Annotated in this window: 22 protein-coding genes and 1 pseudogene; 10 read left to right on the forward strand and 13 right to left on the reverse strand. The window is 46.4% G+C overall.

What is annotated here, in order from left to right; all coding sequences use genetic code 11:
- Nucleotides 1-43: 43 nt before the first annotated feature.
- On the forward strand, nucleotides 44-2230 hold the full coding sequence (gene katG / locus JEZ96_RS01395) for a catalase/peroxidase HPI (RefSeq protein WP_128090197.1): 2187 nt from the start codon (nucleotides 44-46) through the stop codon (nucleotides 2228-2230).
- A gap of 70 nt (nucleotides 2231-2300) precedes the next feature.
- Here the strand turns inward: katG and JEZ96_RS01400 are convergent, their stop codons facing one another.
- Nucleotides 2301-3515 carry a 4Fe-4S binding protein gene (locus JEZ96_RS01400; protein ID WP_011787667.1) on the reverse strand — a complete coding sequence of 405 codons (1215 nt, stop codon included), beginning with the start codon at nucleotides 3513-3515 and terminating at the stop codon, nucleotides 2301-2303.
- A gap of 492 nt (nucleotides 3516-4007) precedes the next feature.
- On the reverse strand, nucleotides 4008-4229 hold the full coding sequence (locus JEZ96_RS01405) for a hypothetical protein (RefSeq protein ID WP_014609645.1): 222 nt from the start codon (nucleotides 4227-4229) through the stop codon (nucleotides 4008-4010).
- 81 nt (nucleotides 4230-4310) lie between these two features.
- On the opposite strand from JEZ96_RS01405, the gene JEZ96_RS01410 reads away from it, so the two are divergent.
- The 6 genes from JEZ96_RS01410 to azoR all read left to right on the forward strand — a co-directional run bounded on the left by JEZ96_RS01410 (nucleotide 4311) and on the right by azoR (nucleotide 8949).
- The gene (locus tag JEZ96_RS01410; protein ID WP_014609646.1) at nucleotides 4311-5195 is read left to right on the forward strand and encodes a virulence factor BrkB family protein; all 885 of its coding nucleotides are present in this window, start codon (nucleotides 4311-4313) and stop codon (nucleotides 5193-5195) included.
- Nucleotides 5196-5266: 71 nt separating this feature from the next.
- Entirely contained in the window at nucleotides 5267-5704 is a 438-nt protein-coding gene (dtd, locus tag JEZ96_RS01415) for a D-aminoacyl-tRNA deacylase (protein WP_011787670.1), read from the forward strand.
- Nucleotides 5705-5798: 94 nt separating this feature from the next.
- Complete coding sequence (locus JEZ96_RS01420) at nucleotides 5799-6242, forward strand: thioesterase domain-containing protein (RefSeq protein WP_025008027.1); 444 nt, start codon at nucleotides 5799-5801, stop codon at nucleotides 6240-6242.
- 156 nt (nucleotides 6243-6398) lie between these two features.
- Complete coding sequence (locus tag JEZ96_RS01425; RefSeq protein WP_128090196.1) at nucleotides 6399-7619, forward strand: S1 family peptidase; 1221 nt, start codon at nucleotides 6399-6401, stop codon at nucleotides 7617-7619.
- Nucleotides 7620-7630: 11 nt separating this feature from the next.
- Nucleotides 7631-8164 (forward strand): hypothetical protein, encoded by a 534-nt coding sequence (locus JEZ96_RS01430; RefSeq protein WP_011787673.1) that lies wholly within the window; start codon nucleotides 7631-7633, stop codon nucleotides 8162-8164.
- A gap of 188 nt (nucleotides 8165-8352) precedes the next feature.
- Nucleotides 8353-8949: an FMN-dependent NADH-azoreductase gene (gene azoR / locus JEZ96_RS01435; protein WP_011787674.1), complete on the forward strand. Its 597-nt coding sequence runs from the start codon at nucleotides 8353-8355 to the stop codon at nucleotides 8947-8949.
- 136 nt (nucleotides 8950-9085) lie between these two features.
- Here the strand turns inward: azoR and JEZ96_RS01440 are convergent, their stop codons facing one another.
- Nucleotides 9086-9652, reverse strand: a complete 567-nt coding sequence (locus tag JEZ96_RS01440; protein ID WP_025008028.1) for a helix-turn-helix domain-containing protein — start codon at nucleotides 9650-9652, stop codon at nucleotides 9086-9088.
- 163 nt (nucleotides 9653-9815) lie between these two features.
- Here JEZ96_RS01440 and JEZ96_RS01445 point away from each other — a divergent pair, with 163 nt between their 5' ends.
- Complete coding sequence (locus JEZ96_RS01445) at nucleotides 9816-11003, forward strand: benzoate/H(+) symporter BenE family transporter (RefSeq protein WP_011787676.1); 1188 nt, start codon at nucleotides 9816-9818, stop codon at nucleotides 11001-11003.
- Nucleotides 11004-11054: 51 nt separating this feature from the next.
- Here the strand turns inward: JEZ96_RS01445 and JEZ96_RS01450 are convergent, their stop codons facing one another.
- Nucleotides 11055-11531 carry a GNAT family N-acetyltransferase gene (locus JEZ96_RS01450; RefSeq protein WP_011787677.1) on the reverse strand — a complete coding sequence of 159 codons (477 nt, stop codon included), beginning with the start codon at nucleotides 11529-11531 and terminating at the stop codon, nucleotides 11055-11057.
- 731 nt (nucleotides 11532-12262) lie between these two features.
- Here JEZ96_RS01450 and JEZ96_RS01455 point away from each other — a divergent pair.
- Nucleotides 12263-12466 carry a hypothetical protein gene (locus JEZ96_RS01455; RefSeq protein ID WP_061782969.1) on the forward strand — a complete coding sequence of 68 codons (204 nt, stop codon included), beginning with the start codon at nucleotides 12263-12265 and terminating at the stop codon, nucleotides 12464-12466.
- A gap of 233 nt (nucleotides 12467-12699) precedes the next feature.
- A complete protein-coding gene (locus tag JEZ96_RS01460; protein WP_025008029.1) occupies nucleotides 12700-13566 on the forward strand; it encodes a DUF6236 family protein in 867 nt (288 codons plus the stop codon).
- Between the two features lie 251 nt (nucleotides 13567-13817).
- Here JEZ96_RS01460 and JEZ96_RS01465 read toward each other — a convergent pair whose 3' ends face one another.
- The 9 genes and pseudogenes from JEZ96_RS01465 to JEZ96_RS01505 all read right to left on the reverse strand — a co-directional run bounded on the left by JEZ96_RS01465 (nucleotide 13818) and on the right by JEZ96_RS01505 (nucleotide 21561).
- Nucleotides 13818-14117, reverse strand: coding sequence for a type II toxin-antitoxin system RelE/ParE family toxin (locus JEZ96_RS01465; protein ID WP_025008030.1), 300 nt, complete (start codon nucleotides 14115-14117; stop codon nucleotides 13818-13820).
- Nucleotides 14118-14125: 8 nt separating this feature from the next.
- Nucleotides 14126-14368: a type II toxin-antitoxin system Phd/YefM family antitoxin gene (locus tag JEZ96_RS01470; protein WP_025008031.1), complete on the reverse strand. Its 243-nt coding sequence runs from the start codon at nucleotides 14366-14368 to the stop codon at nucleotides 14126-14128.
- Between the two features lie 477 nt (nucleotides 14369-14845).
- Nucleotides 14846-15589, reverse strand: coding sequence for a hypothetical protein (locus JEZ96_RS01475; protein ID WP_025008032.1), 744 nt, complete (start codon nucleotides 15587-15589; stop codon nucleotides 14846-14848).
- Between the two features lie 31 nt (nucleotides 15590-15620).
- The gene (locus JEZ96_RS01480; protein ID WP_025008033.1) at nucleotides 15621-16880 is read right to left on the reverse strand and encodes a beta-ketoacyl-ACP synthase; all 1260 of its coding nucleotides are present in this window, start codon (nucleotides 16878-16880) and stop codon (nucleotides 15621-15623) included.
- Nucleotides 16881-17606: pseudogene (locus JEZ96_RS01485) on the reverse strand (3-ketoacyl-ACP reductase FabG2).
- Between the two features lie 112 nt (nucleotides 17607-17718).
- Nucleotides 17719-18252, reverse strand: a complete 534-nt coding sequence (locus JEZ96_RS01490) for a hotdog family protein (RefSeq protein ID WP_128090195.1) — start codon at nucleotides 18250-18252, stop codon at nucleotides 17719-17721.
- Between the two features lie 4 nt (nucleotides 18253-18256).
- Nucleotides 18257-19456, reverse strand: coding sequence for a beta-ketoacyl-[acyl-carrier-protein] synthase family protein (locus tag JEZ96_RS01495; RefSeq protein WP_025008035.1), 1200 nt, complete (start codon nucleotides 19454-19456; stop codon nucleotides 18257-18259).
- A 46-nt stretch (nucleotides 19457-19502) separates the two neighbouring features.
- A complete protein-coding gene (locus JEZ96_RS01500) occupies nucleotides 19503-20267 on the reverse strand; it encodes a DUF3261 domain-containing protein (protein ID WP_025008036.1) in 765 nt (254 codons plus the stop codon).
- 4 nt (nucleotides 20268-20271) lie between these two features.
- On the reverse strand, nucleotides 20272-21561 hold the full coding sequence (locus JEZ96_RS01505; protein WP_025008037.1) for an NAD(P)/FAD-dependent oxidoreductase: 1290 nt from the start codon (nucleotides 21559-21561) through the stop codon (nucleotides 20272-20274).
- Nucleotides 21562-21576 lie beyond the last annotated feature (15 nt).

Below are 21576 nucleotides of genomic sequence, written 5' to 3' on the forward strand. Positions count from 1 at the left end.
CAGGCTATACGCCCTTCGTTCGTCATCAATAAAGGAAGATCTCATGGATAAGACTCACAGCTCTCAAGGTAAATGCCCAGTAATGCATGGTGGTAATACCTCCGTCACAACCAATAATATGGACTGGTGGCCTAAGGCATTAAATCTCGATATTTTGCATCAGCACGACAAAAAAACGGATCCAATGGATCCTACTTTTAATTACAGCGAAGCATTTAAAACGCTCGATCTTGCGGCGGTAAAACAAGATTTACATGCCTTAATGACAGATAGCCAAGACTGGTGGCCAGCGGACTGGGGACACTACGGCGGATTAATGATCCGTATGGCGCGGCATTCTGCGGGTACTTACCGTATTGCCGATGGCCGTGGTGGTGCAGGTACGGGTAATCAAAGGTTTGCTCCACTTAATAGCTGGCCCGATAACGCTAACCTCGACAAGGCTCGCCGTTTACTTTGGCCGATCAAGAAGAAATACGGCAATAAGCTGTCTTGGGCTGATTTGATCATACTTGCAGGTAATGTTGCCTATGAGTCTATGGGTTTGAAAACATATGGTTTTGCAGGTGGCCGTGCCGATATTTGGCATCCAGAGAAAGACATTTACTGGGGCTCAGAAAAACAATGGCTTGCACCGAGCGATAATCCCAACAGCCGTTATTCTGGGGAGCGCGATCTCGAAAATCCATTGGCCGCCGTGATGATGGGGCTAATTTATGTGAATCCTGAAGGCGTAGATGGTAATCCTGATCCTCTTCGAACCGCACAAGATATAAGAATAACCTTCGCTCGTATGGCGATGGATGATGAAGAAACGGTTGCCCTGACCGCGGGCGGACATACTGTGGGTAAATGCCATGGTAATGGTAAGGCGCAGAATCTTGGTCCCGAGCCCGAGGCTGAGGATGTTGAAGCCCAAGGTTTAGGTTGGCTTAATAAGCACGGTCGAGGCGTTGGCCGTAATACTGTCACTAGCGGTATTGAAGGGGCTTGGACCACCCATCCGACCCAATGGGACAACGGCTATTTCTCATTGTTACTTGGTTATGATTGGGAACTGAAAAAGAGCCCTGCAGGTGCGTGGCAATGGGAACCCATTAATATCAAAGAAGAAGATAAACCTGTCGATGTTGAAGATCCGACGATTCGCCACAATCCAATAATGACAGATGCCGACATGGCGATGAAAATGGATCCTGAATATCGGAAAATTTCTGAGAAGTTCTATAAAGATCCTGCTTATTTCTCTGAAGTCTTTGCCCGTGCTTGGTTCAAATTGACCCACCGCGATTTAGGTCCTAAAAGCCGTTATCTCGGCCCAGAAGTGCCTGCAGAAGATTTAATTTGGCAGGACCCGATTCCACAGGTGGATTACCGCCTCTCTGATGATGACATTACCGCATTAAAAGCGAAAATTTTGGCATCAGGATTGAGTATTGCTGAGCTTGTAACAACCGCTTGGGATAGCGCACGCACTTTCCGCGGCTCTGATTATCGCGGTGGTGCCAATGGTGCCCGCATTCGTCTCGCACCACAAAAGGATTGGGAAGGTAATGAACCCGTCCGTTTGCAAAAAGTACTCAAAGTGCTAACCGATATTCAGACTGGTTTGAGTCAAAAAGTCAGTATTGCCGACTTAATTGTATTGGGTGGAACCGCAGCCGTAGAAAAAGCGGCCCAAGATGCAGGGGTGAATATTCGAGTACCATTCGCTTCTGGCCGTGGTGATGCTTCACAGGAGATGACGGATATAGAATCATTTGCCGTGCTTGAGCCCTTACACGATGCCTATCGCAACTGGCAGAAAAAGGATTATGTTGTTCAACCTGAAGAACTTATGTTAGATCGCACTCAGCTTATGGGACTCACAGCCCACGAAATGACAGTGTTGATTGGTGGCATGAGGGTATTAGGTGCCAACTATGCAGGTAGCGCGCATGGTGTGTTTACGGATCGTGTGGGTGTACTCAGTAATGACTTTTTTGTTAATTTGACTGACATGTCTTACAACTGGAAACCTGCTGGCAATAATCTGTACCAGATTATTGAGCGTAAAACCGGAACAGTGAAATGGACTGCTACCCGAGTCGATCTTGTATTTGGTTCTAATTCGGTGCTGAGATCCTACGCTGAAATTTATGCTCAAGACGATGCCAAAGAGAAGTTTGTGCATGACTTTGTGAATGCATGGACCAAGGTGATGAATGCCGACAGATTTGACCTCGCCTAATGGCTGAGTATTGAGATAAAACAAACAAGGTGCAGTTGAGCTGCACCTTGTTTTTTATGTCAAACTTAGCTTAATGCCCGACTCTATCTATGACTTTAATAAGTTCCATCCGAATATTATCTGGAGTTTGGCTATGCCAAAAACCGCCTAAATAGGCCCCAAGTGGTAATGCAAATAATGCCAGTAGTACCAGTGCGAGTAATCCTTTATGGCCCAATCGGTGGCCAGATTTGAGACTCAAGCCAAGCGCCGCTGATTTAGGGCAGGCGGCAACGCAGCGCATACAGGCCTGACACTCATCACTGCGAACCGTAGTTTTAGTGTGCACTATGATATTTGCAGGGCAGGCGCGGGTACATTTATCACATTTCATTCCTTTGGCGTCGATCAAGCAGTGCTGAGTATCTCGGCGGATTTTAAGTGGGCTTGCAAAGCTTAAAATCCCAAGCATGGCACCATAGGGGCACAAATAACGGCAGAATCCCTGACGACGCCATGCGGCTAACGCGAGGATCAATCCAAAGCATAACAGGGTGACAAGTCCTGGCGTGATAAAAAACAGTGCCATCTTTAAGTCGGCGATTTTATGGTAATTCCCTTCAAGATAGTAGGGTATAGTTTGGGCTGGCATGCCGATCACGATATAGCAGAGTGCGAACAATAAGAGATACTTGAGCATTCGCAGTGGCCAATCGAGCCAAGCGGGTGGGGCTAATTCCGCTTTAATAAAGCGTTTTCTAAATGCATAGAGATATTCCCCTGCTAAACCTAATGGGCAAGCCCATCCACAAAATGCTCGCTTGCAGAGCAAACCCGTGACTAAGACTGCAGCCAACATAACCGCCGCCGCAGGATGGGTTTGATCCCACAAATTGAGACTAATAATGGCCTTAAGCTCAATGCCACCCGCTATGGGTAAGAAAGCATCCACCACATCGGGACGCATTAGCCAAGGTGTTATGCCTTGTTTCAGTAATATCGTGTTAATGGTGTATTGGATAGCTACCAAAAGTAAGGACAGTGCTAAAAGATGCTGAGTACCTTCACGCAAGGTATTGATTTTAATTTCTTGCTTTAAGGAGTCTGGTGCAAATTTGTTAACGGCAAAAGCCGCAGGTAATGCAATCAGTAAACCTAGAGCTAAGGGCCAATATAGGCTAATGGCGACGGCAGCTAAACTACACAAGAGGGTGGCGATAGCTCCCCACTTTTGGCCGCTCCAATAACTAAGAGAAGCGAGATACATCAATGCCAACATCAACGTGAGTGATTCGATAAAAGTCATAGTGATGAATACAGCGAATAAGTTACAAGTACAAACTATGAGGGGTGGATGGAAGATAAGTTTTTGAGTACTAAACGAAATTGTGCAGCAGATCCAAAATTTACGCCATCAACCCACTAAAGCGCGTGATAGCTCACAAAGCTATGCATTTTAGGGTTGCACAAAAGAAACATGAGTTGCAGGGGGGGAGAAAAGCTAATTTATTTGCTAGAGGCTAGAGGCTAGAGGCTAGAGGCTAGAGGCTAGAGGCTAGAGGCTAGAGGCTAGAGGCTAGAGTGTTACTCATTGTTTTGATTATTTACCAATCCATTTTTGCCCTTAAATGGATCAGTCTAAGCCGTTAGTTTTGGTTTGAAACTAACAGCTTGGATTCAACATTGATTTATTAACTTATTGATTTTTTGCTTTATTATAGCTGTTCGATTTGTTTGTCTTTTGAATTAAGACTGACGTTATTAGTCTTTTCAGTGGTTATACTATTGCGAAGTGAACTTAGTCAGCCTTAAATTTCGCCGCATCGATAATAGCCCATAGGTGAAAGATTGCCCCTATAACGGCGGGTACGATTAGCCACCACAGGGCGTAACCTACAACGGTAATCACAAAAAATAGCAGTGCAGCTATTATTCTGCCCTGTAGCAGTTGGCCTAATCCGGGGAAAAACAGACTAGCGATGGCAGCGATAACATTACCAGCGGATCCTTGTTGAGACATCAATTCACTCCTTAGACTTGTAAATTAAGTGTTTATTGTACGAAGATAACGAGTCTATACCAACAGAATCAAGAGAAACCCGTGACTAAGAAGATAGAAGTAGCACAAATTCGAGTCTTATTCCTTGGGATCTGGCGCTTTTTACAGCATTTAAGGCTGCGCTTAGTGGAAGATCAAATCAATATTCGGGCGGGACATTTAGCCTATGTCACTTTGCTATCACTTGTTCCTTTGGTGGCGGTGACTATGTCTATGCTATCGGCCTTCCCTGTATTTAAGGGAATACGTGGACAGATTGAAGCCTTTGTTTATGAGAACTTTCTCCCCGCTGCTGGCGATACAGTGCAAATCTATATCAATGAATTTGTAGGAAATGCTTCTAAGGGCACCGCAGTCGGTATTGCGGCACTTGTTGTGGTGGCGATTATGCTGATTTCCGCTATCGATAAGTCGCTTAATAATATCTGGCGCACTAAAGAGAAGCGTTCTGTGGTGGTGGCTTTTTCAATGTACTGGATGGTGATCACGCTTGGCCCTGTTTTGGTTGGTGCAAGTTTGGTGGCGACCTCCTATGTTGTTTCGTTAAAACTGTTTGAAGATGAGACTTTTTCTGGTGTTGTCCCTCTGTTTATTGAGCGTTTACCTATGCTGTTTTCTGTCGCAGCATTTCTGTTGTTATACATGGTCGTACCCAATCAAAAGGTGAAGTTTTTACATGCATTATTAGGGGCACTAGTCGCAGCGCTGCTGTTTGAGTTAGGGAAAAAAGCTTTTGCTTTGTATGTCACTCAGTTCCCAAGTTATGAGGCTATTTATGGTGCCTTAGCAACGATTCCTATCTTATTTGTGTGGGTGTATCTGTCATGGATGATTGTATTACTGGGGGCAGAAATTACCGCGGCTATGCCCGAGTATCTCGATTATGAATCGAGTTTCGATAAGGACGAAGCGAGTACGAAAACTTAAGTTTTTGCCGATTAATTGCGGTAATAGGTTTTATGTTGGCAGTATAACCATATAAATATAAAGGAAAAGTTGTGATAGCGTTAATTCAAAGAGTGAGCCGTGCCAGCGTGGTGGTCGATAACCAAACCCTAGGTTCAATTGATAAAGGCTTGTTAGTCTTGCTCGGGGTTGAGCGGGAAGATAACCGCGAAAAAATGGAAAAATTAGCCACTAAGGTGATGAGTTATCGCGTGTTTTCCGATGAAAATGGCAAGATGAATCTCAATTTAGAACAAGTAGGTGGATCTTTATTAGTCGTGTCACAATTTACCTTGGCCGCCGATACAGGCAGAGGCTTGAGGCCGAGTTTTTCTGGGGCAGGTACGCCAGATCAGGCATTGACATTGTATGAAGAGTTTGTTGCTTTTTGCCGCGATAAGGGTGTTACTACAGAAACCGGACAGTTCGGTGCCGATATGCAAGTGTCCTTAGTCAATGATGGCCCAGTGACCTTTAATCTGCAGGTGTAACTTCTATCGAGATGTTTATCTTGGGGCCCGGTGATTGAGTATTAGACATAATCAATGTCGCTTGTACCAAGAGGGAGTATTAAGGGAAATGCGCATGGATCAATTACTCATCAAATTACGCCAGACTTGGCACAGTACGATCCCCGTTAGCGAGTTTATGCAGATTGTGCCACTCGATTACAGTGAGGGAGAGTTTCGAGTCACAGCGCCGATAACGCCCAATATTAATCTGCATCAGACCATGTTTGCGGGCAGCATTTATACACTGATGACCTTAACAGGCTGGGGGGCCGTGTGGCTTAATCAACAGTTGATAGGCGTGGCGGGTGATATTGTGCTCGCTGATGCCCATATGCGTTATCTCGCACCTGTGAGTTCACAACCTGTTGCACGCGTGGTATGGCAGGATGCCAATTTAGCTGGATTATCTGCAGGACGAAAAGCTAAAGTCCGACTTGTGGTTGAACTTTACTGTGGTGAGCAACGATGCGCTGAATTTACGGGCCTCTATATTAGCATTCCAAATATTACTAAATAGTTGTCATTGTTTGCTTTTTGTGGGCTTTCATCGTTGATGTTGTTTTAATCTTGCAATAGAATCTTTGGCTTAATGCAACTTAGATTGCATCCTCCATAGTCTGTACGGTTCGTTTACGCTGTATAGTGCTATTTGCATTGATATTAAGGATAACCGATGCGATTTCTCTCCAGTGTGCTTATTGTTCTGTTCTGTTTTCATCTTAGTGGCTGCGCGAATACCAAATTAAATGCAAATAAATTGCCTAAGGGTGTGGTACTGAATAAGTCCATTACGCTCCCTGTGGATGTGAGTGTTGCCTATTATTTGCCCCATTCGCAGTTAAATAACCGTTTTTATTTAGAGAAATGGAATATTTGGGTCGACCCAGGAAAATCACTCAGTGATGGTGTGAAGGATGGTTTTGGTGCTTATTTTTCAAATGCTAAGCTGTTAGACCGCACGCAAGCTAATCAATATGGGTTATTGATCGATATCGATCCCGAGTGGAAATTTGAATCGGGCAAAGCAGAAATGATCATGAGTTATCGGGTATTTAATGGTTCCGATAAGCCTATTCGAGAGGGACAAAAATCCTTTAAGACAGATATTGGTTATCTTGGGGATGGTTTAGGGCTTTATAACGCATCATTGCGAGCGACTCAGTTAGTGATTGTCGACGTGCTAAATGCGTTAACGCCTTCTGCAAGTAACTACCCTGCACAGTATGCAATGAAAGATGTATCGGCGAATTTACTTGCAAATATGAAAAAACCAGTCAGTACCGGGACGGGGTTTTATATTAATCCGCAGGGACAAATTGTTACTGCGGCCCATGTACTCAAAAATTGCATGGTGACACAGGTGAATGTTGGCGATAAATCCTTTAATGCAATCGTAGAGGCTAGCTCGACCCTATTAGATTTAGCTGTTGTCAGTACGGGCACACCAGTGGAGCAATACTTGCCATTGCGTAAAGGTACAGAGATTTTTCTTGGTGAGGCCATTACCAATGTTGGTTATCCCTTACAGGGATTATTGGCGGCTTCACCTAATTTAACGCGAGGCAATATTAGTTCGCGCGAGGCATTAAAAGGCGCGGTTGGACAGTTCCAGTTTTCGGCACCGATCCAACCTGGTTCTAGTGGCGGCCCAGTGGTCTCTGACGGCGGGGAGTTATTAGGTATCACCGTCAGTACGTTAAATGTGACGAGTCTGCGTGAATCGGGCGCGCTACCGCAGAATGTTAACTTTGCCCTCGATGCGAAATATGCTGCCCGCTTTTTAGATAAACACCACATTAGTTATCAGTCGGTAGAGCCCAATATGAAGGGTGATATTCGAACGGCAAATGCGGCTGCGCTTGGTGCTGTAGTACAACTAAATTGCTATCAATAAGGATGTTTCCAATGCCATTTATGCTTCGTATTTTAATGCTGGGTTTGTTGCTAATCAGCCCATTCGTTAAGGCGCAAACAACGGTACTTCCACCAGTGTTTTTTATCAGTACCATTGATTCAACAGACTTTTATAACAAACTCAAGGGCACACCTTTATTTGAAAAAATGGATAAAGAGAATATCGGTAATCCACTAAAGCTCATTGTGACTTATAACATGGAACCTACAGCAGGGGGAGAGGCCGCGGGATTGACCTCGGCTATTTTAGCGGGTGGTTCCCTAGGGCTGTTGCCTATGGTGACCAATAATGATTTGGTGCTGACCTATGAGTTTAGGGTCCACAATGAGGTGGTTGCCAGTGTCAGTTATCGTGAGAATTTCACCAAGGCTCACAATATGTATTCTAACGAGGGATTGTATAGCCTTGATAAAGATAGTTTGGCCTGGGCGATGACAACTACGGATAAGTTTATTGAAGATATTCAAAAAGTCCCTGAATTATCCCATCTCATTAACGAGTACAACTATTATTTTGTTCAATAGTTTTGAGCGATTGATTTTCAAATGTCAAAGGCTAGCTGTGCTAGCCTTTGGTGTAACCTTTCTAAAAAATCGAAGCTAATCTCAGATTTTATCCGCTTTATTTCTTTTTTATGAGCTAATACACTAGCGTCATAGAGTTGAGATATTCCATCTGACTCTGAGTCATTTACCTATTTTCGGAGCAGATTATGTCTAAAGTCTTAATTTTAAAATCAAGCATTCTTGGCGGTTATTCACAATCTGCCGTGTTAATTGACCACTTAGCGAGCCACTGGGAAAACCAAGGCGCCGCTATTACAGTACGTGATTTAGGCGGTAAAGACGTACTGCCTATGGTAGACGGTGAAATCGCTTCTGGGTTACGCGGTGGTGCAGAATTATCGGCACGTCAGCAAGAAATGCTCGCCTTATCAGATACCTTAGTCGCTGAATTAAAAGCGAACGACACTATCGTTATCGCGGCACCTATGTATAACTTTACCATTCCAGCCCAACTTAAAAACTGGATCGATTTTATTGCCCGCGCCGGTGTGACTTTTACTTACACTGAAACCGGTTCAAAAGGATTAGTGGAAGGTAAACGCGCCGTGTTGGTGACGACTCGTGGCGGCGCCCACAAAGATGGCCCAACCGATCACGTTGTACCTTACTTGAAAACGGTTTTAGCTTTTATAGGTATCACCAATGTTGAAGTGGTTTACGCCGAAGCACTGAATATGGGGCCAGAAGCACACGATAAAGGCATGAGCGAAGCCAAACACAGTATTGATTTGTTAACTGCTTAATAGTCAAATAAATTTAATAAAATGCCAGCTTATATAAGCTGGCATTTTTGTTTGAGCAGTGCCAATAACCTATCTCACTTCGGTTGCACCCTTGGTTTACCGCAGACGCTATTCTGGGGTAATTAGCTCGAGGTTACTAGATACTACCTCGTTGGTAGTGAATGATGTCGTGGAATACCACGGCTTGCTCGTTTAGATTGCGATAGCCATGGGGTTTGTCGGCCGAAAATCGTACTGCTTCACCTTGCTTAAGTGTTTGCCACTCGCCATCGACTAGCACTTCCATAGTGCCGCTCAAGACAATGACATGCTCAGTGACACCCGTTTCATGGGGCTCAGAAAGGCGCTCATAGTTTGGCAGCAGCGTGAGTTCAAACATCTCGAAACCGAAGCGCTCTTCAAAGGGGAAGAGTGAGGCGACTAGCATACCGTCGGTAGCGGGTTGTTGGCGTAACTCGTCGGGCTTACGGAATACTGCGCCTTGGCTCTGGGGTGTGGGTTCGAGAAAGGTCGACAGCGAGATATTGAATCCACTGGCTATTTTCCACAGAGTCGCAATGGTTGGGCTTGATTCACCGCGCTCGATTTGTCCTATCATGGCCTTACTAACGCCCGTCTCTTGGGCGGCTTTATCTAAACTCCATCCCTTTTGGTTGCGAAGTGCTTTAAGCGTGGTGGCGAGATAGCTGTTTATCGTCTGCACAATGGCCCCATCATTTTTATGAAAATTTAGTTTGTACGTTATAACGCACTGATGCTATCTTGTCCATCTCGTGCGTTATAGCGCACAAAGGCTATCTTGTTCATTTTATAAGTTATAGCGCACAACGTGGTGGCGACAGCAATTGCAGAAAAAGGGAGTGGGTATGTGGCGAGATGCAGGAAGTTTGTCAAAAATATCAGCGGGTTTTATTGCGGTATTAGTGGGTTATAGCAGCTCGGCTGTGATCATCTTTCAAGCGGCGGAAGCTGTGGGGGCGACACCAGCACAGATCAGTTCATGGCTGTGGGCTTTAGGTGTGGGCATGGGTGTGACCAGCATAGGGTTATCGCTTTACTACAAGAATCCTATTCTAACGGCTTGGTCTACACCGGGCGCAGCGCTAATGGTGACTAGCCTTGCGGGATTGAGCGTCAACCAAGCCATAGGCGCTTTTCTGGTGAGTTCAATTCTAATCACCCTTTGCGGTGTTGCGGGCTGGATGGATAAACTTATTCGTATCATGCCGCAGTCGGTGGCTTCCGCCATGTTAGCGGGGATCCTGCTGCAATTTGGCCTAGGGCTATTTCAGGCGATGCAAACCCAGTTGAGTCTAATTTTGATCATGCTGTTGGTGTTTGTAGTCGTTAAGCCTTTTGCGCCGCGCTACATCATCTTGCTGACCTTGTTGGTGGGCATAGGCATGAGTTTTCAATTAGATTTGCTCAAGCTAGATGCCGTTCAGTTGCAACTGGCGATGCCAGTGTGGACGACACCTGAGTTTTCGCTGGCGAGTGTAATTGGCGTAGCATTACCGCTGTTTGTGGTGACTATGGCATCGCAAAATATGCCGGGCGTTGCTGCGCTGCACGGTAATGGCTACAGGCCGCCTATTTCGCCTTTGATCACGAGCACAGGCTTAATCGGGGTTATTCTCGCGCCCTTTGGCGGTTTTGCCTTTAACTTATCCGCCATCACAGCGGCCATCTGCATGGGTAAAGAGGCCGATCCAAATCCGGCTACCCGCTACTGGGCGGCGGTATGGGGCGGGGTGTTTTACTTTATCACTGGGTTATTGGGTGCCACTGTGGTTGGACTGTTTTCCGCTTTCCCGAAGGAATTAGTACTGGCCATCGCCGGATTAGCCCTGCTCGGCACTATTGCCAATAGTCTGACCGCTGCATTAGCTAAAACGGAAGATCGCGAAGTAGCAATTATCACTTTCTTGGTCACTGCATCGGGTTTTAGTGTGCTGGGCATCGGCAGCGCATTTTGGGGGTTGTTACTTGGGTTTATTATCCATTGGTGGAACGGGCACAGAACTGCATCAGTAGTTAAGCGAGCGAATACTTAACTGCAGCAAAGCGCCTTAGAGATGAATTTCAAAGACTAAGGCGCATGTGTTTTAGATTCTCTTCGTCATAAACACACTATTGGGATCGAGTCGATAATCGGCAAAGGGGCCGCAGATTTCAAAACCAAATTTGCAGTAGAGCAAGCGAGCGGGGTTAAAGAAGTCCATCGAACCTGTCTCTAGACTCAGACGTTTGACGCCAGCGCTTTTGGCATCGTTAATCAAGTGCTGCAATATCTTAGACGCTATACCTTGCTGCTTATAGGGCGCGGCGGTGCGCATGGATTTGATCTCGGCGTGCTCGGTATCTAACCATTTTAGTGCACCACAGCCCGCTAAATTGTTGCCATCCCAGAGGGTCCAAAAGCGAATATTGGGCTGACGCAGGCCATCAAGATCTAATGCGTGAACGCTTTCAGGCGGTGAGGTTGCCTGCATATCGTTGAGGTGTTCCTGCAGTAATGCCGCTATCTCTGGCCCTTTAAGGTCATCTAAGGTGATTTTCATGGCTCTTATTGTGGATTTCATGGCAGATCGGGTGCTCCCTATTATTGTGGCTTATCCATAATGGCGTCATCGCTTTGTTATCTGTTTGCCAATGCGCCGTGGTGGATAAGCAAATCTTAAGCCATAAAACTAGATGAGGAGATACATAAATTCTTATATCAACTGCGTAAATGCCCCAAAGCAAGATAACTGAGTTGCGTGGCATTCATTGCCATTGTTTCCCCAGTGACACGCCATAAACTCATCCCTGAGGGCTCTACTAAAACATCCATGTTTTAGAAGGTCACTGGTGCAACAATGACAATCCTAACTGACCCTTCAGCTGTTTTTCAGCTAAAAATTTATAGCCCTAAAGCTTGCTGCGTCACCAGTGAATTAATCTGTGAGTGTTCTTAGATTTTGAATGATAAAGCTGAAACGATATCAAGTGATTACCCTCTAAACTGTATAAAAAACAGCTACCCCAAAAAAGCAAATTCCTATAGCATCATTTATACCAATTAACATGGGCGTGGTAGTGGCTAAGTCAAATAAGCGATTTATACCCGACAAACAGCGCAGTGCATAAATATTAAGACGTTATGTGAATTTTTGGAAAGGAGTTCGTGTGAGCAAATTAATTATCTTTATAATAGCTTTAGTATTTTTCACCTCTCGCCCGCCAACTGATGATTTTGATTACGATGCTTTCGTTAAAGCTTATCACCACGCGCAGATAATGACTCAGCAACCGAATGCAACAAAGGACGATCTTGAGCGCTATTTATCCTTATCTTACCGATGACGTTGGCAACCAACATTTTCCAAATGCGCCTGACGATTCTCGTGAACCTAATGGTAAAGACATGATGCGTAAAGGGATGAGCCGCTACTTTGGTGTTCATACAGAATACAAAGCAGAAATCATCGACTATCAGTATGGTTACAATGTAGTTTCTATTAAGCACAAGTTTTAAGCGAAGGGGCAGCGGTCAGATGGTTCGGATTTTAGCTATAGCGAAGTAGCTCTGGATGTTCTTGAACTTGAAAACGGCAAAGTCTCTGTGAGCCGTCGGTACAGTGAATAATTCACGTAATAAGCAAATCTTATCGCCAGCAAAAAGCGATGGCTGCGACCTCAACCCACTGTGCGACTTTCCGCGCTAAATTTGAGCGTTATAGGGTTAATTGAAGATTAGGAGTGCATTTGATGGAAAGAGGCGTCGTTGCGTCACCAGCACTAATTGATATTACTTTGAGTGGCTTTACTATGAAGCGCTCAATTTCAAAAGAGGAAATTCGATACTACAGTTTGTATTGGGATAAGGTCGTGATACCCGGCAGTAACCTAGTGTATGTGGGAGTTCCTGAAGAAGATATTCTTATCCAAACTGGTGTTATAGAACGGCCCCTGGTAGGTTTCTCTGGTACATGGAGTGGATCTGATTTAGGCCATTCATTCGCTCTTGCTCAGGCAAAAGTTGCGGAAGATTTACTAGCATCAAATCGCGAAGTTGATTGGGTTTTACATCAAATGGGCTCATCGCTTGTGTTACCAAGTAAATTCCAGATGCAGCAACCGAATTTACGATTTGATTTGGTTAATGCTTTGCCAGTTCCATCTGGAGATATACCTATAGAAGATGTCTTAGAATTCAAAAATAGAAGGCGAGACCAACTAAATGTATTGCATAAATCATTAGATGACCTTTATACCCAGATAATTAATTCTCCTGATCCAGACTTTGCCTCAACTAGAGTTGTTGCTGATCTTAAAACCGCAATATCAGAATTGAATCAAGTATCAAACGAACGTTGGAAAATGACTCGTAAATACGACTTTTCAGCACAGCTTAACTTAGACGGTGGAAAAATAGCTCAAGGTGTGGCAGCAGGTGCTGTGTTTGACTTCTTTTCCAACCCAACAGACTTACCTCTTGGGGCTATAGCAGGTGGACTAGTTTCATTAATAAAGTTGCAAGCTAAAGTCTCCACAATTTTTGAACCAGCTAAGAGTCAGTCTTCGTTAGGTTACTTAGCGTTAGCGCATAAAGAGAAGGTGCTCCCCGCCCTATAACAAGACTTCTATTGTTCGTTTTTCCAAAATGGTTGGTGAAGCAGGCCATCGTTAAATGTTAGTTCTAGTCTTTTGAACTTAGAGGCTACGCAGATGCTAGAAAGGCTGGCCATGGTGATTGGTGAGACGACCGTCCGCCCCATGGACGGGGCGGTCGAGCATCCAGGGATGGACTCGCTGCGTGTCGTCGAGTCAGTACCATGGTTGGCCTCACTCCTACTTTTTATATCTGCTCTATGAAAGGGGTGAGACTATTTCAGATGATTTTGTGGTAGTTGTGGCTGGCCTAACATGGCAACGATGAGGATGAAGTCGTCTTCTTTTGTGAAGTAGGCGGTGTGTTTAGCAATCGGAAAGTAGAATCCGTTGGGGTAAATATCTTCGCAGCTTCTGCCTAATCCGGGGTTATCGGCTAACATTTGCAAGCCGGATATTAGGCTTTCTTTGTATTTGTGCCACTGCGACTCAGAAAAGTGTTGAATGGTGTAGTCTTTAATCTTTAGTAAGTGAGTTTGAGCTAACTTACTCAGTTTATAGCGTTTATTTTTCATGTAAGTTGCTACAGGGCGTTAAGAAAATCTTCACCATCAACAATATTACCTTTCGCTAAGTCTTCTTTGGCTGCGTTGAAACAGTGCTTCAGATAGTCGGCTTTCATCGCCTCAAGCTGTTCGTAATCGTGGATAGACATCACAACAACCGCATCTTTACTGTTTTTGCTGATCTTGATGGGTTCACGTTGAGCGTTTAGCAGTAACTCACCGAAATTTCGTTTGGCGTCATTGGCTGTTAATGTTTGCACGAATAAGCCCTCTTATTTGGAAATACAGTGGCAGTATAGTGTATTGTGCGAAACGGTCAAAACGATTAAATCGTGCGATTTAAGCTCAACGCAAATGAGAAGCCAATTTAACAAATCACCATTCATGGCAAATTGCACTAGCCTTTTAAACCTACAGATGACACAAGTACTCGAAAGGCAAACCATGGTGATTGGCGAGACGGCCGTCAGCCCCATTTGCAGCGCGTCGGTGAGTCAATGCCATGGCAAGCCTGTATGAGTGGGTACCAGCAAACGCTACAATCCAAACCGTTGAAGTGATAGATCACTCAGTACTATTTCCAACACTTTCTTCATATCAATGTGATGGAATGAGTTCTCTAAGCCACCCACTGTTAATTTTTACTTCCTCATATTCAAAACTATCCAAACGAATATAAAAATGGCCGAGGATAAGCTCGGCCATGATTTGTTCGATTAAGCGTAAAACGGGTAGGTTTAGTAGTACTTCTTCAAATAACTCTCGGCGTAGTTTTTGAGTTTTTTGTTTGAGCTCGTGGCTGCCATATTTTCAATCACATCGCGGTAAGCGGTATTCCCTGAACTAGCTAGTGCTTTTGCCATGTTGGCATAGGTATCGATGGCGAGTTTATCATCGGCCATTAAGCGTGGTGTTTTCAATTCGTTACTGAGTACGGCTAGGATAAAATCATCGTACTGGCGGTCATCCATGATGCGTTTAGCCGCGAGACGCATTAATTCTAAATCATCGCTGCGTAGGGCATTGGCAAAGGCATTATTTTGCTGACTTTGATCGGCAGTATATTGGCTTTTATCCGCAAGAATCGCATTCCATTTTTTATATATCGTTATGTTTTCTAAAGCTTGACCTGCGTATTTTTTGAGTTTTTTAGGATAATCACCATTAACAATCTTGTTGATGGTTTCGCTGTACTTATCATTGCCTGAATAAGCTAAGCCTTTGACTAACCAAGCACTGTAGTCAATGGCATTTTTTTCAGTGGCTTGGGGCAAAGATGCGAGTAGCTTGGCTTCGAGCGCATCAAAAATGGCAGGATCGGATAAACCAGCGATGGTGAGTGATCCAATGGCTTCTTTTTGCTTGAATTGGTTATCACCCTTAAAGATTTCTTGATAGGTTTCAACCGTATATTCCTGAGCCAATAAAGGCGAGCTTAATAAACTGATGCTAAGCAGCATACCTGCAAACAGTGGTTTCATGGTGATGTCCTTATGTGGTTTTTATATGTCGTTATTGGGCCCAGCGTTTAAAAATCAGCGAGGTATTAATACCGCCAAAGGCGAAATTATTACTCATGACATAATCTGTGTCGATTTGGCGCAGTTTGTTACGGATATAGTCCAAATCGGCGCATTGTGGGTCGATACTTTCAAGATTGAGTGTCGGCGCAAACCAGCCCGCATTCATCATCTCAATACTCACCCAAGCCTCTAACGCGCCGCATGCGCCTAAGGTGTGGCCCGTGTAGCTTTTAAGGGATGAAATCGGCATACCCGCACCAAATACTGCGTGGGTCGCGTGGCTTTCGGCGATGTCACCGCGATCCGTTGCCGTGCCGTGGGCGTTCACATAACCTATGGCGCTAGGCTCAAGCTGCGCATCTTTGAGGGCTAATCTGATAGCGATTTCCATGGTCTGCGCGTTTGGTTGGGTGACGTGTTGGCCATCTGAATTCGTGCCAAAACCGACTAACTCAGCGTAAATCTTGGCACCGCGCGCCTTGGCGTGTTCGAGCTCTTCGAGTACCAGCGTACAAGCACCTTCGCCAATCACTAGGCCATCACGGCTCGCATCGAAGGGGCGTGGCGTGAGTTCGGGAGTGCTGTTTTTAGTGCTGGTGGCAAATAAGGTATCGAACACGACAGCCTCTGTGGGGCAGAGTTCTTCACCGCCGCCCGCCAACATTAAGGTTTGATGACCGTATTTGATGGCTTCATAGGCGTAACCTATGCCTTGGCTCCCCGAGGTACAGGCGCTGCTAGTGGTGTGAATTCGGCCCTTTAAGCCGAAAAATACCCCCACATTCACCGCTGTGGTGTGTGCCATCATGCGGATATAACTTGTGGCGGTAACGCCCGACATATCACCGGTTTTCAACATATCGCCAAAGGCGATGATGGCATCGGTACTGCCAGTGGACGAGCCATAGGCGATACCCATTTCACCCGAGGACACGATAGGATCGTCTAACAATCCCGCATCGATTAATGCAAGCTCGCTGGCGCGGGTCGCCATGATAGAAACCCGACCCATAGAACGAATTTTCTTGCGCGAATAATGGCTTGGCACTTCAAAGTCGCTAATGGGCGCGGCTAAGCGGGTATTGAGGCCATCGTATTTATCCCATTCGCCCATAGTGACAACACAGTTTTTCTGCGCCTTAAGGCTCGCTGCTATCGCCTCCCAATCATGGCCCAGGGCGGTAATGCCGCCAATGCCAGTGACAACCACTCGTTTCCCTAAGCGGGTTTGATTTGTCGGCTCGCTCATTTAGATCATGCCTCCATTGACCGATATCACTTGGCGAGTGATATAGGCGGCATCGTCAGACATTAAAAAGGCGGCTAAGGCGGCGATTTCACTGGGTTTACCCATGCGGCGCATCGGCACTAATTGCTCGACCATATCCTTAGGAATATCGGCCACCATGTCGGTTTCAATCAAGCCGGGAGCGATACAGTTGACGGTGATTTTGCGTTTTGCCAGTTCTAATGACAATGCCTTAGTCGCGCCGATAATACCCGCTTTTGAGGCGCTGTAATTCACTTAGCCACGGTTGCCCGCAATCCCAGAAACAGAGGCTAAGGTAATGATACGCCCGCCCTTGCGGCCCTGTACCATAGGCATCACACAGGGGTGGATGACATTATAAAAGCCGTCTAAGTTAGTGTGGATGACGCTGTCCCACTCGCTTTCTGTCATAGCAGGAAAGGCGGTGTCGCGGTTGATACCAGCATTGAGGATCACGCCATAATAGGCACCATTGGCCTCGATGTCGGCTTCAATGGCGGCTCTGACGGTTGCGCGGTCGGCGACATCAAATTTCAGCAGGCTCGCATTCACTCCAAGCGCGCGAACTTCTGCGGCGGTGGCATCGGCAGCCGTTTGGTTACTGTGGTAATGCAGGGCGATATCGAAACCCGCCACGGCGAGTTTTAGGGCGATGGCTTTACCAATGCCTCGGCTCGAACCGGTAACTAATACTCTGTTATTCATCTGTTTTCTCCACCCCATTTTATCGTTATGTGTCGGTATGGGATTTCATGTATTTATGGTAAAAAGGTCGCTTGTTAAGGCGCTTTAAGGCTTTTTTATCTACATCATTGCTTTAGTGCCCAAGGCTTCTATTTGCCGCGTCTTGATTGCCTGCAAGGTAGGCTTGTGTGTCCTGAGGTTGGAACACATTCACATTGGCTTGGGCCACTAAGCTCTTTTCTAGGTTAGAGCCGGCTTCGGGCAGCAGATAAATTTGGCAATCGAATACCGCTAATCCCGATTCCTCTTGATAGAGGCGGCTGACTTGGGTGCGATAGGTGCGCCCGAGCTCATATTGCTTGGCATACAAGGTTAATTTGCGCGATCCCAATAGAAAACCCACGCGGATTTTATCATTGCGAAGCTTTGCCTCAACCCCAGCAAGGGCGGCAATACTTTGGGCCATATATTCGATACCCACATAATTGGGTACGGCTCGATGTTTGTCATCGAAATAGGGGCTCTTGGCCGTGATAGTGGCTTCGGTCTCTAGGTTATCGCGCCGATAGCCAATGATTTTATCGAGCAAAATCATCGGTGCCCTATGGGGAATAAAATCGGCAATATTCTGTTCGGCAAAGGGTTTGTTGATCTTAAGTAACTGCATGGTACTAGGCCTCGTTACGGCAGAAAATCAGGCTGGCATTACTGCCGCCAAAGGCGAAGGAATTGCTCATCACATAATTAAGCGCGCCCTTAGCGGCGACTTGATGGCGCTCGACCAATGCAATGGGCGGATCCTGTGGATCGACTTGTCCGTCCCATTGATGGGGCGGCAGGGCTTGGCGGTGATTATGTGCTGAAAGTAATAAATAACAGAAGGCGGCTTCAATGGCGCCAGCGGCACCTAAGGTATGGCCGACTAAGGGCTTGGTCGAGCTACAAGGAGGCGTGTTCACGCCAAACACTTCAACCACGGCGCGGCTTTCCATCGCATCATTTTTAGGCGTGGCTGTACCGTGCAAGTTAATGTAACCAATGTCTTTTGCTGCAATGTGTGCATCTTGCAATGCCGCGTGCATGGCAGTGATGGCGCCTGCGCCTTCGGGGTGTGGCGCCGACATATGGTGCGCATCGCTCGACTCGCCAATACCCGCTAGCATGACCTCTGACTCGCCCAAAGTGAGGGTGAATAACGCCGCGCCTTCGCCGATATTGATGCCATCACGGTTGATACTAAAAGGATTGCAGTGGCCTTTCGAGACAGATTCTAAGGCGTGAAAACCATTGACTGTGAGTTGGCATAAACTGTCGACACCGCCGACAATCACCATATCGCAGAGGTTAGCCTGTAATAGGCGTTTAGCGCTGGCAAACACTTTGGCGCTGGATGAGCAGGCGGTTGAAATTGTGTAGCAGGGACCATCGAGCTCAAAATATTGGCGTAAAAAGTCGCTGGTGCTGCCGAGTTCTTGCTGGAAATAGTGGTAATCCGCCGGAAAGTATCCGTGTTGATTGCGGTAGCTCAGCGCGGCTTCACCTTTTGAAATCCCTGACGTGCTCGTGCCTAGCACTACACCAATACGGGCATGACCAAAATCCCGTTTCGCTTGTTCAACTGTGGTCGCAATTTGCAGTGCGGCGCACAGCAGTAATTGGTTGTTACGGCAATCGAACTGAATGAGTTTTTCGGGAATGGTTGGTAGCGCTGCCGTCACGGGGGCAACTAAGGTTGGGTGCTCGAACAGGAGAGTGTCACTGCGCAGCATCGCACTGGTATCACCGGCGATCAGGCGGTCTAAAACCTGCTGGGGATCTTGCCCTAGCGGGGTACACAATCCAATCTGTGTAATAGCTACTCTGTTCATCATTGTGTGTCTTTTTACCATGGCACAGTTAAGTGCGGATGCTAACAGATTAAATAGGTTCGATTTCTAGCTCAAATTTAGCTTGTGGCATAGTTAAGCTGATGTGGGCTTGCCAAAGAGCATCGCCGATATTTTGTTGATAACGGATTTGCACCACATGGGTTTGCTGGCCGCTTTTACTGATCAAGGTATCTTGGCTATAGATCTGGCGACAAGGGATTGTATTCACTCGGGTGCCTACAAGTGCATCGCCCTGATTTCCCCCAACCGTATCGCAAAGGCCTGTGACTAAATGACCACCTTCTAAATGGGCGCGAATACTCTGCTCAGGCCAATAGATCAGTTGCATCATCGCCATAAAATACTCAGCTTTAAAATTGTCCCCTAGCAGCACGCTTTGTTCACTGCTGAGTGTATTACCATCATAAACTAAGGTAAACAAAGCCTGTCCGAGTGGCGCTAAGCCAACGAGCGTCATGCGCTCATTCTCTAACTCTAATTGAGTGAGCAGTTCGTGGGACTTATCACCCACTTTAATGCTGACCTTTTGGCTAAAGGATTGGGGCGAAGTTAGCTTAACTTTGCTGTCGGTTTGCGGGCTGCTAATGTCGACGGGTTTGGCCGTCGGCTTAGTCAGAGGCTTATCGGCTGCGGGGGCAAAATCATGGGGCAGTGGCGCCAAGCAATAACGCATGTCTTTAGCGAGGCCGACACAGGTTTGCCTGAACAGCAGTTCGCTACATCCAGTCAGCCCTAGACTGATGATCAGTAGCGCGGGGAACACTCGCCATTTCGCGTTAAAGTTGAGCGACATGCGGTTACGCCTCTGCAAATTCAGGAATGGCAACTTGGTTTTGGCACAATTCGACCACCATATTCAGGCGGCGCTCCGAGTCTTTAACGAAGGGATTATTGAGGTCCCAAGCGTAGCCCGCCAGAATCGAGCAAATCATTTGCTTGATGCGTGGATTCGGTTCTTCATAGAAGATCACATCCTGAAAGCGGCCATCATACCAAGCTTGCACATAGGTGCGGAAGGTATTCACCCCCTGCATTAAAGGCGCTGAGTAATCGGCTTGCCAGTCAACCGTTTCACCATTGAGTTGTTTAGTCACACATTTTGCTGCCATCGATGCCGATTGCATGGCGATAGTGACGCCGGAGGAAAATACCGGATCAAGGAACTCGCCGGCATTACCCAGTAGGGCGAACTTGTCGGTCGCAAGCCGTGACACATTGGCGGAATAGCCCTTGAGTGTGGCGCATTCTTGCACCACCTTAGCGTTTGCCAGTAGGGCTTTTAGTCCTGGTTCTTCATTGACTATGTTCATCAATTGTTGCTCAAGCGAACCTTGTAAACGCGCAAGTAATTGCGGTTCGGCAACCACGCCGAGTGAGCAACGGCCATTGCTAAAGGGAATGAGCCAATACCAAATGTCTTTATGCTCTGGGTGGACGCTGATTAAAATCTTATTACGATCGAAACTGGGATCGCTGATGTTATCTTCCACATGGGTAAAGATGGCGCTGCGCGGTGGCAGACAAGAAGGGCTTTCTAAGTCGAGCAAGCGGGGTAACACACGGCCAAAACCACTGGCATCAAGCACATATTGGGCGCTGATTTGATAAAGTTCGCCCTGTTCATTGCGCACCGTTAAGCGTGGGTTCTCGGTTAAATCTATCGCCTCGACCGTTTCGCCGTAGCGGATGTCGACCCCTTGGCTTTGGGCGGTATCGGCTAACAGTTTATCAAAACTGGCGCGCTGCACTTGGAATGTGGTGCCCGGCCCAGGGGTAAATTTATCGGTAAAGTCGAAGGTAGTGTAAGTGCCATTGCGACGAAAGGCGGCGCCATTTTTATACTGGAATCCAGCGGCATTGAGTGCGTCTAACATGCCGGCTTCTTCGATAAACTGCATGCAGCAGGGCAGTAAACTTTCGCCGATGGAAAAACGGGGGAAATGTTGTTTTTCTAACACCAGCACGCGTTTACCTTGTTGGTGTAGCAAGCTGGCGGCGATGGCGCCTGAAGGTCCTGCGCCGATAATAGCCACATCGACGGCAAGTGAATTTGGCATAGCCGATAAATTGTGAGCGGGTGTAGGCATGTAAAGTACGTTCCT

Source organism: Shewanella putrefaciens, assembly GCF_016406325.1.
Classification (GTDB): domain Bacteria; phylum Pseudomonadota; class Gammaproteobacteria; order Enterobacterales; family Shewanellaceae; genus Shewanella; species Shewanella putrefaciens.

What these genes read in the sequence shown, in the direction of transcription:
- katG (WP_128090197.1), top strand. Translation starts at nt 44, where the DNA reads ATGGATAAGACTCACAGCTCTCAAGGTAAATGCCCAGTAATGCATGGT.
- JEZ96_RS01400 (WP_011787667.1), bottom strand. Translation starts at nt 3,515, where the DNA reads ATGACTTTTATCGAATCACTCACGTTGATGTTGGCATTGATGTATCTC.
- JEZ96_RS01405 (WP_014609645.1), bottom strand. Translation starts at nt 4,229, where the DNA reads ATGTCTCAACAAGGATCCGCTGGTAATGTTATCGCTGCCATCGCTAGT.
- JEZ96_RS01420 (WP_025008027.1), top strand. Translation starts at nt 5,799, where the DNA reads ATGGATCAATTACTCATCAAATTACGCCAGACTTGGCACAGTACGATC.
- JEZ96_RS01425 (WP_128090196.1), top strand. Translation starts at nt 6,399, where the DNA reads ATGCGATTTCTCTCCAGTGTGCTTATTGTTCTGTTCTGTTTTCATCTT.
- JEZ96_RS01430 (WP_011787673.1), top strand. Translation starts at nt 7,631, where the DNA reads ATGCCATTTATGCTTCGTATTTTAATGCTGGGTTTGTTGCTAATCAGC.
- azoR (WP_011787674.1), top strand. Translation starts at nt 8,353, where the DNA reads ATGTCTAAAGTCTTAATTTTAAAATCAAGCATTCTTGGCGGTTATTCA.
- JEZ96_RS01445 (WP_011787676.1), top strand. Translation starts at nt 9,816, where the DNA reads ATGTGGCGAGATGCAGGAAGTTTGTCAAAAATATCAGCGGGTTTTATT.
- JEZ96_RS01450 (WP_011787677.1), bottom strand. Translation starts at nt 11,531, where the DNA reads ATGAAATCCACAATAAGAGCCATGAAAATCACCTTAGATGACCTTAAA.
- JEZ96_RS01460 (WP_025008029.1), top strand. Translation starts at nt 12,700, where the DNA reads ATGGAAAGAGGCGTCGTTGCGTCACCAGCACTAATTGATATTACTTTG.
- JEZ96_RS01465 (WP_025008030.1), bottom strand. Translation starts at nt 14,117, where the DNA reads ATGAAAAATAAACGCTATAAACTGAGTAAGTTAGCTCAAACTCACTTA.
- JEZ96_RS01475 (WP_025008032.1), bottom strand. Translation starts at nt 15,589, where the DNA reads ATGAAACCACTGTTTGCAGGTATGCTGCTTAGCATCAGTTTATTAAGC.
- JEZ96_RS01480 (WP_025008033.1), bottom strand. Translation starts at nt 16,880, where the DNA reads ATGAGCGAGCCGACAAATCAAACCCGCTTAGGGAAACGAGTGGTTGTC.
- JEZ96_RS01490 (WP_128090195.1), bottom strand. Translation starts at nt 18,252, where the DNA reads ATGCAGTTACTTAAGATCAACAAACCCTTTGCCGAACAGAATATTGCC.
- JEZ96_RS01495 (WP_025008035.1), bottom strand. Translation starts at nt 19,456, where the DNA reads ATGATGAACAGAGTAGCTATTACACAGATTGGATTGTGTACCCCGCTA.
- JEZ96_RS01500 (WP_025008036.1), bottom strand. Translation starts at nt 20,267, where the DNA reads ATGTCGCTCAACTTTAACGCGAAATGGCGAGTGTTCCCCGCGCTACTG.
- JEZ96_RS01505 (WP_025008037.1), bottom strand. Translation starts at nt 21,561, where the DNA reads ATGCCTACACCCGCTCACAATTTATCGGCTATGCCAAATTCACTTGCC.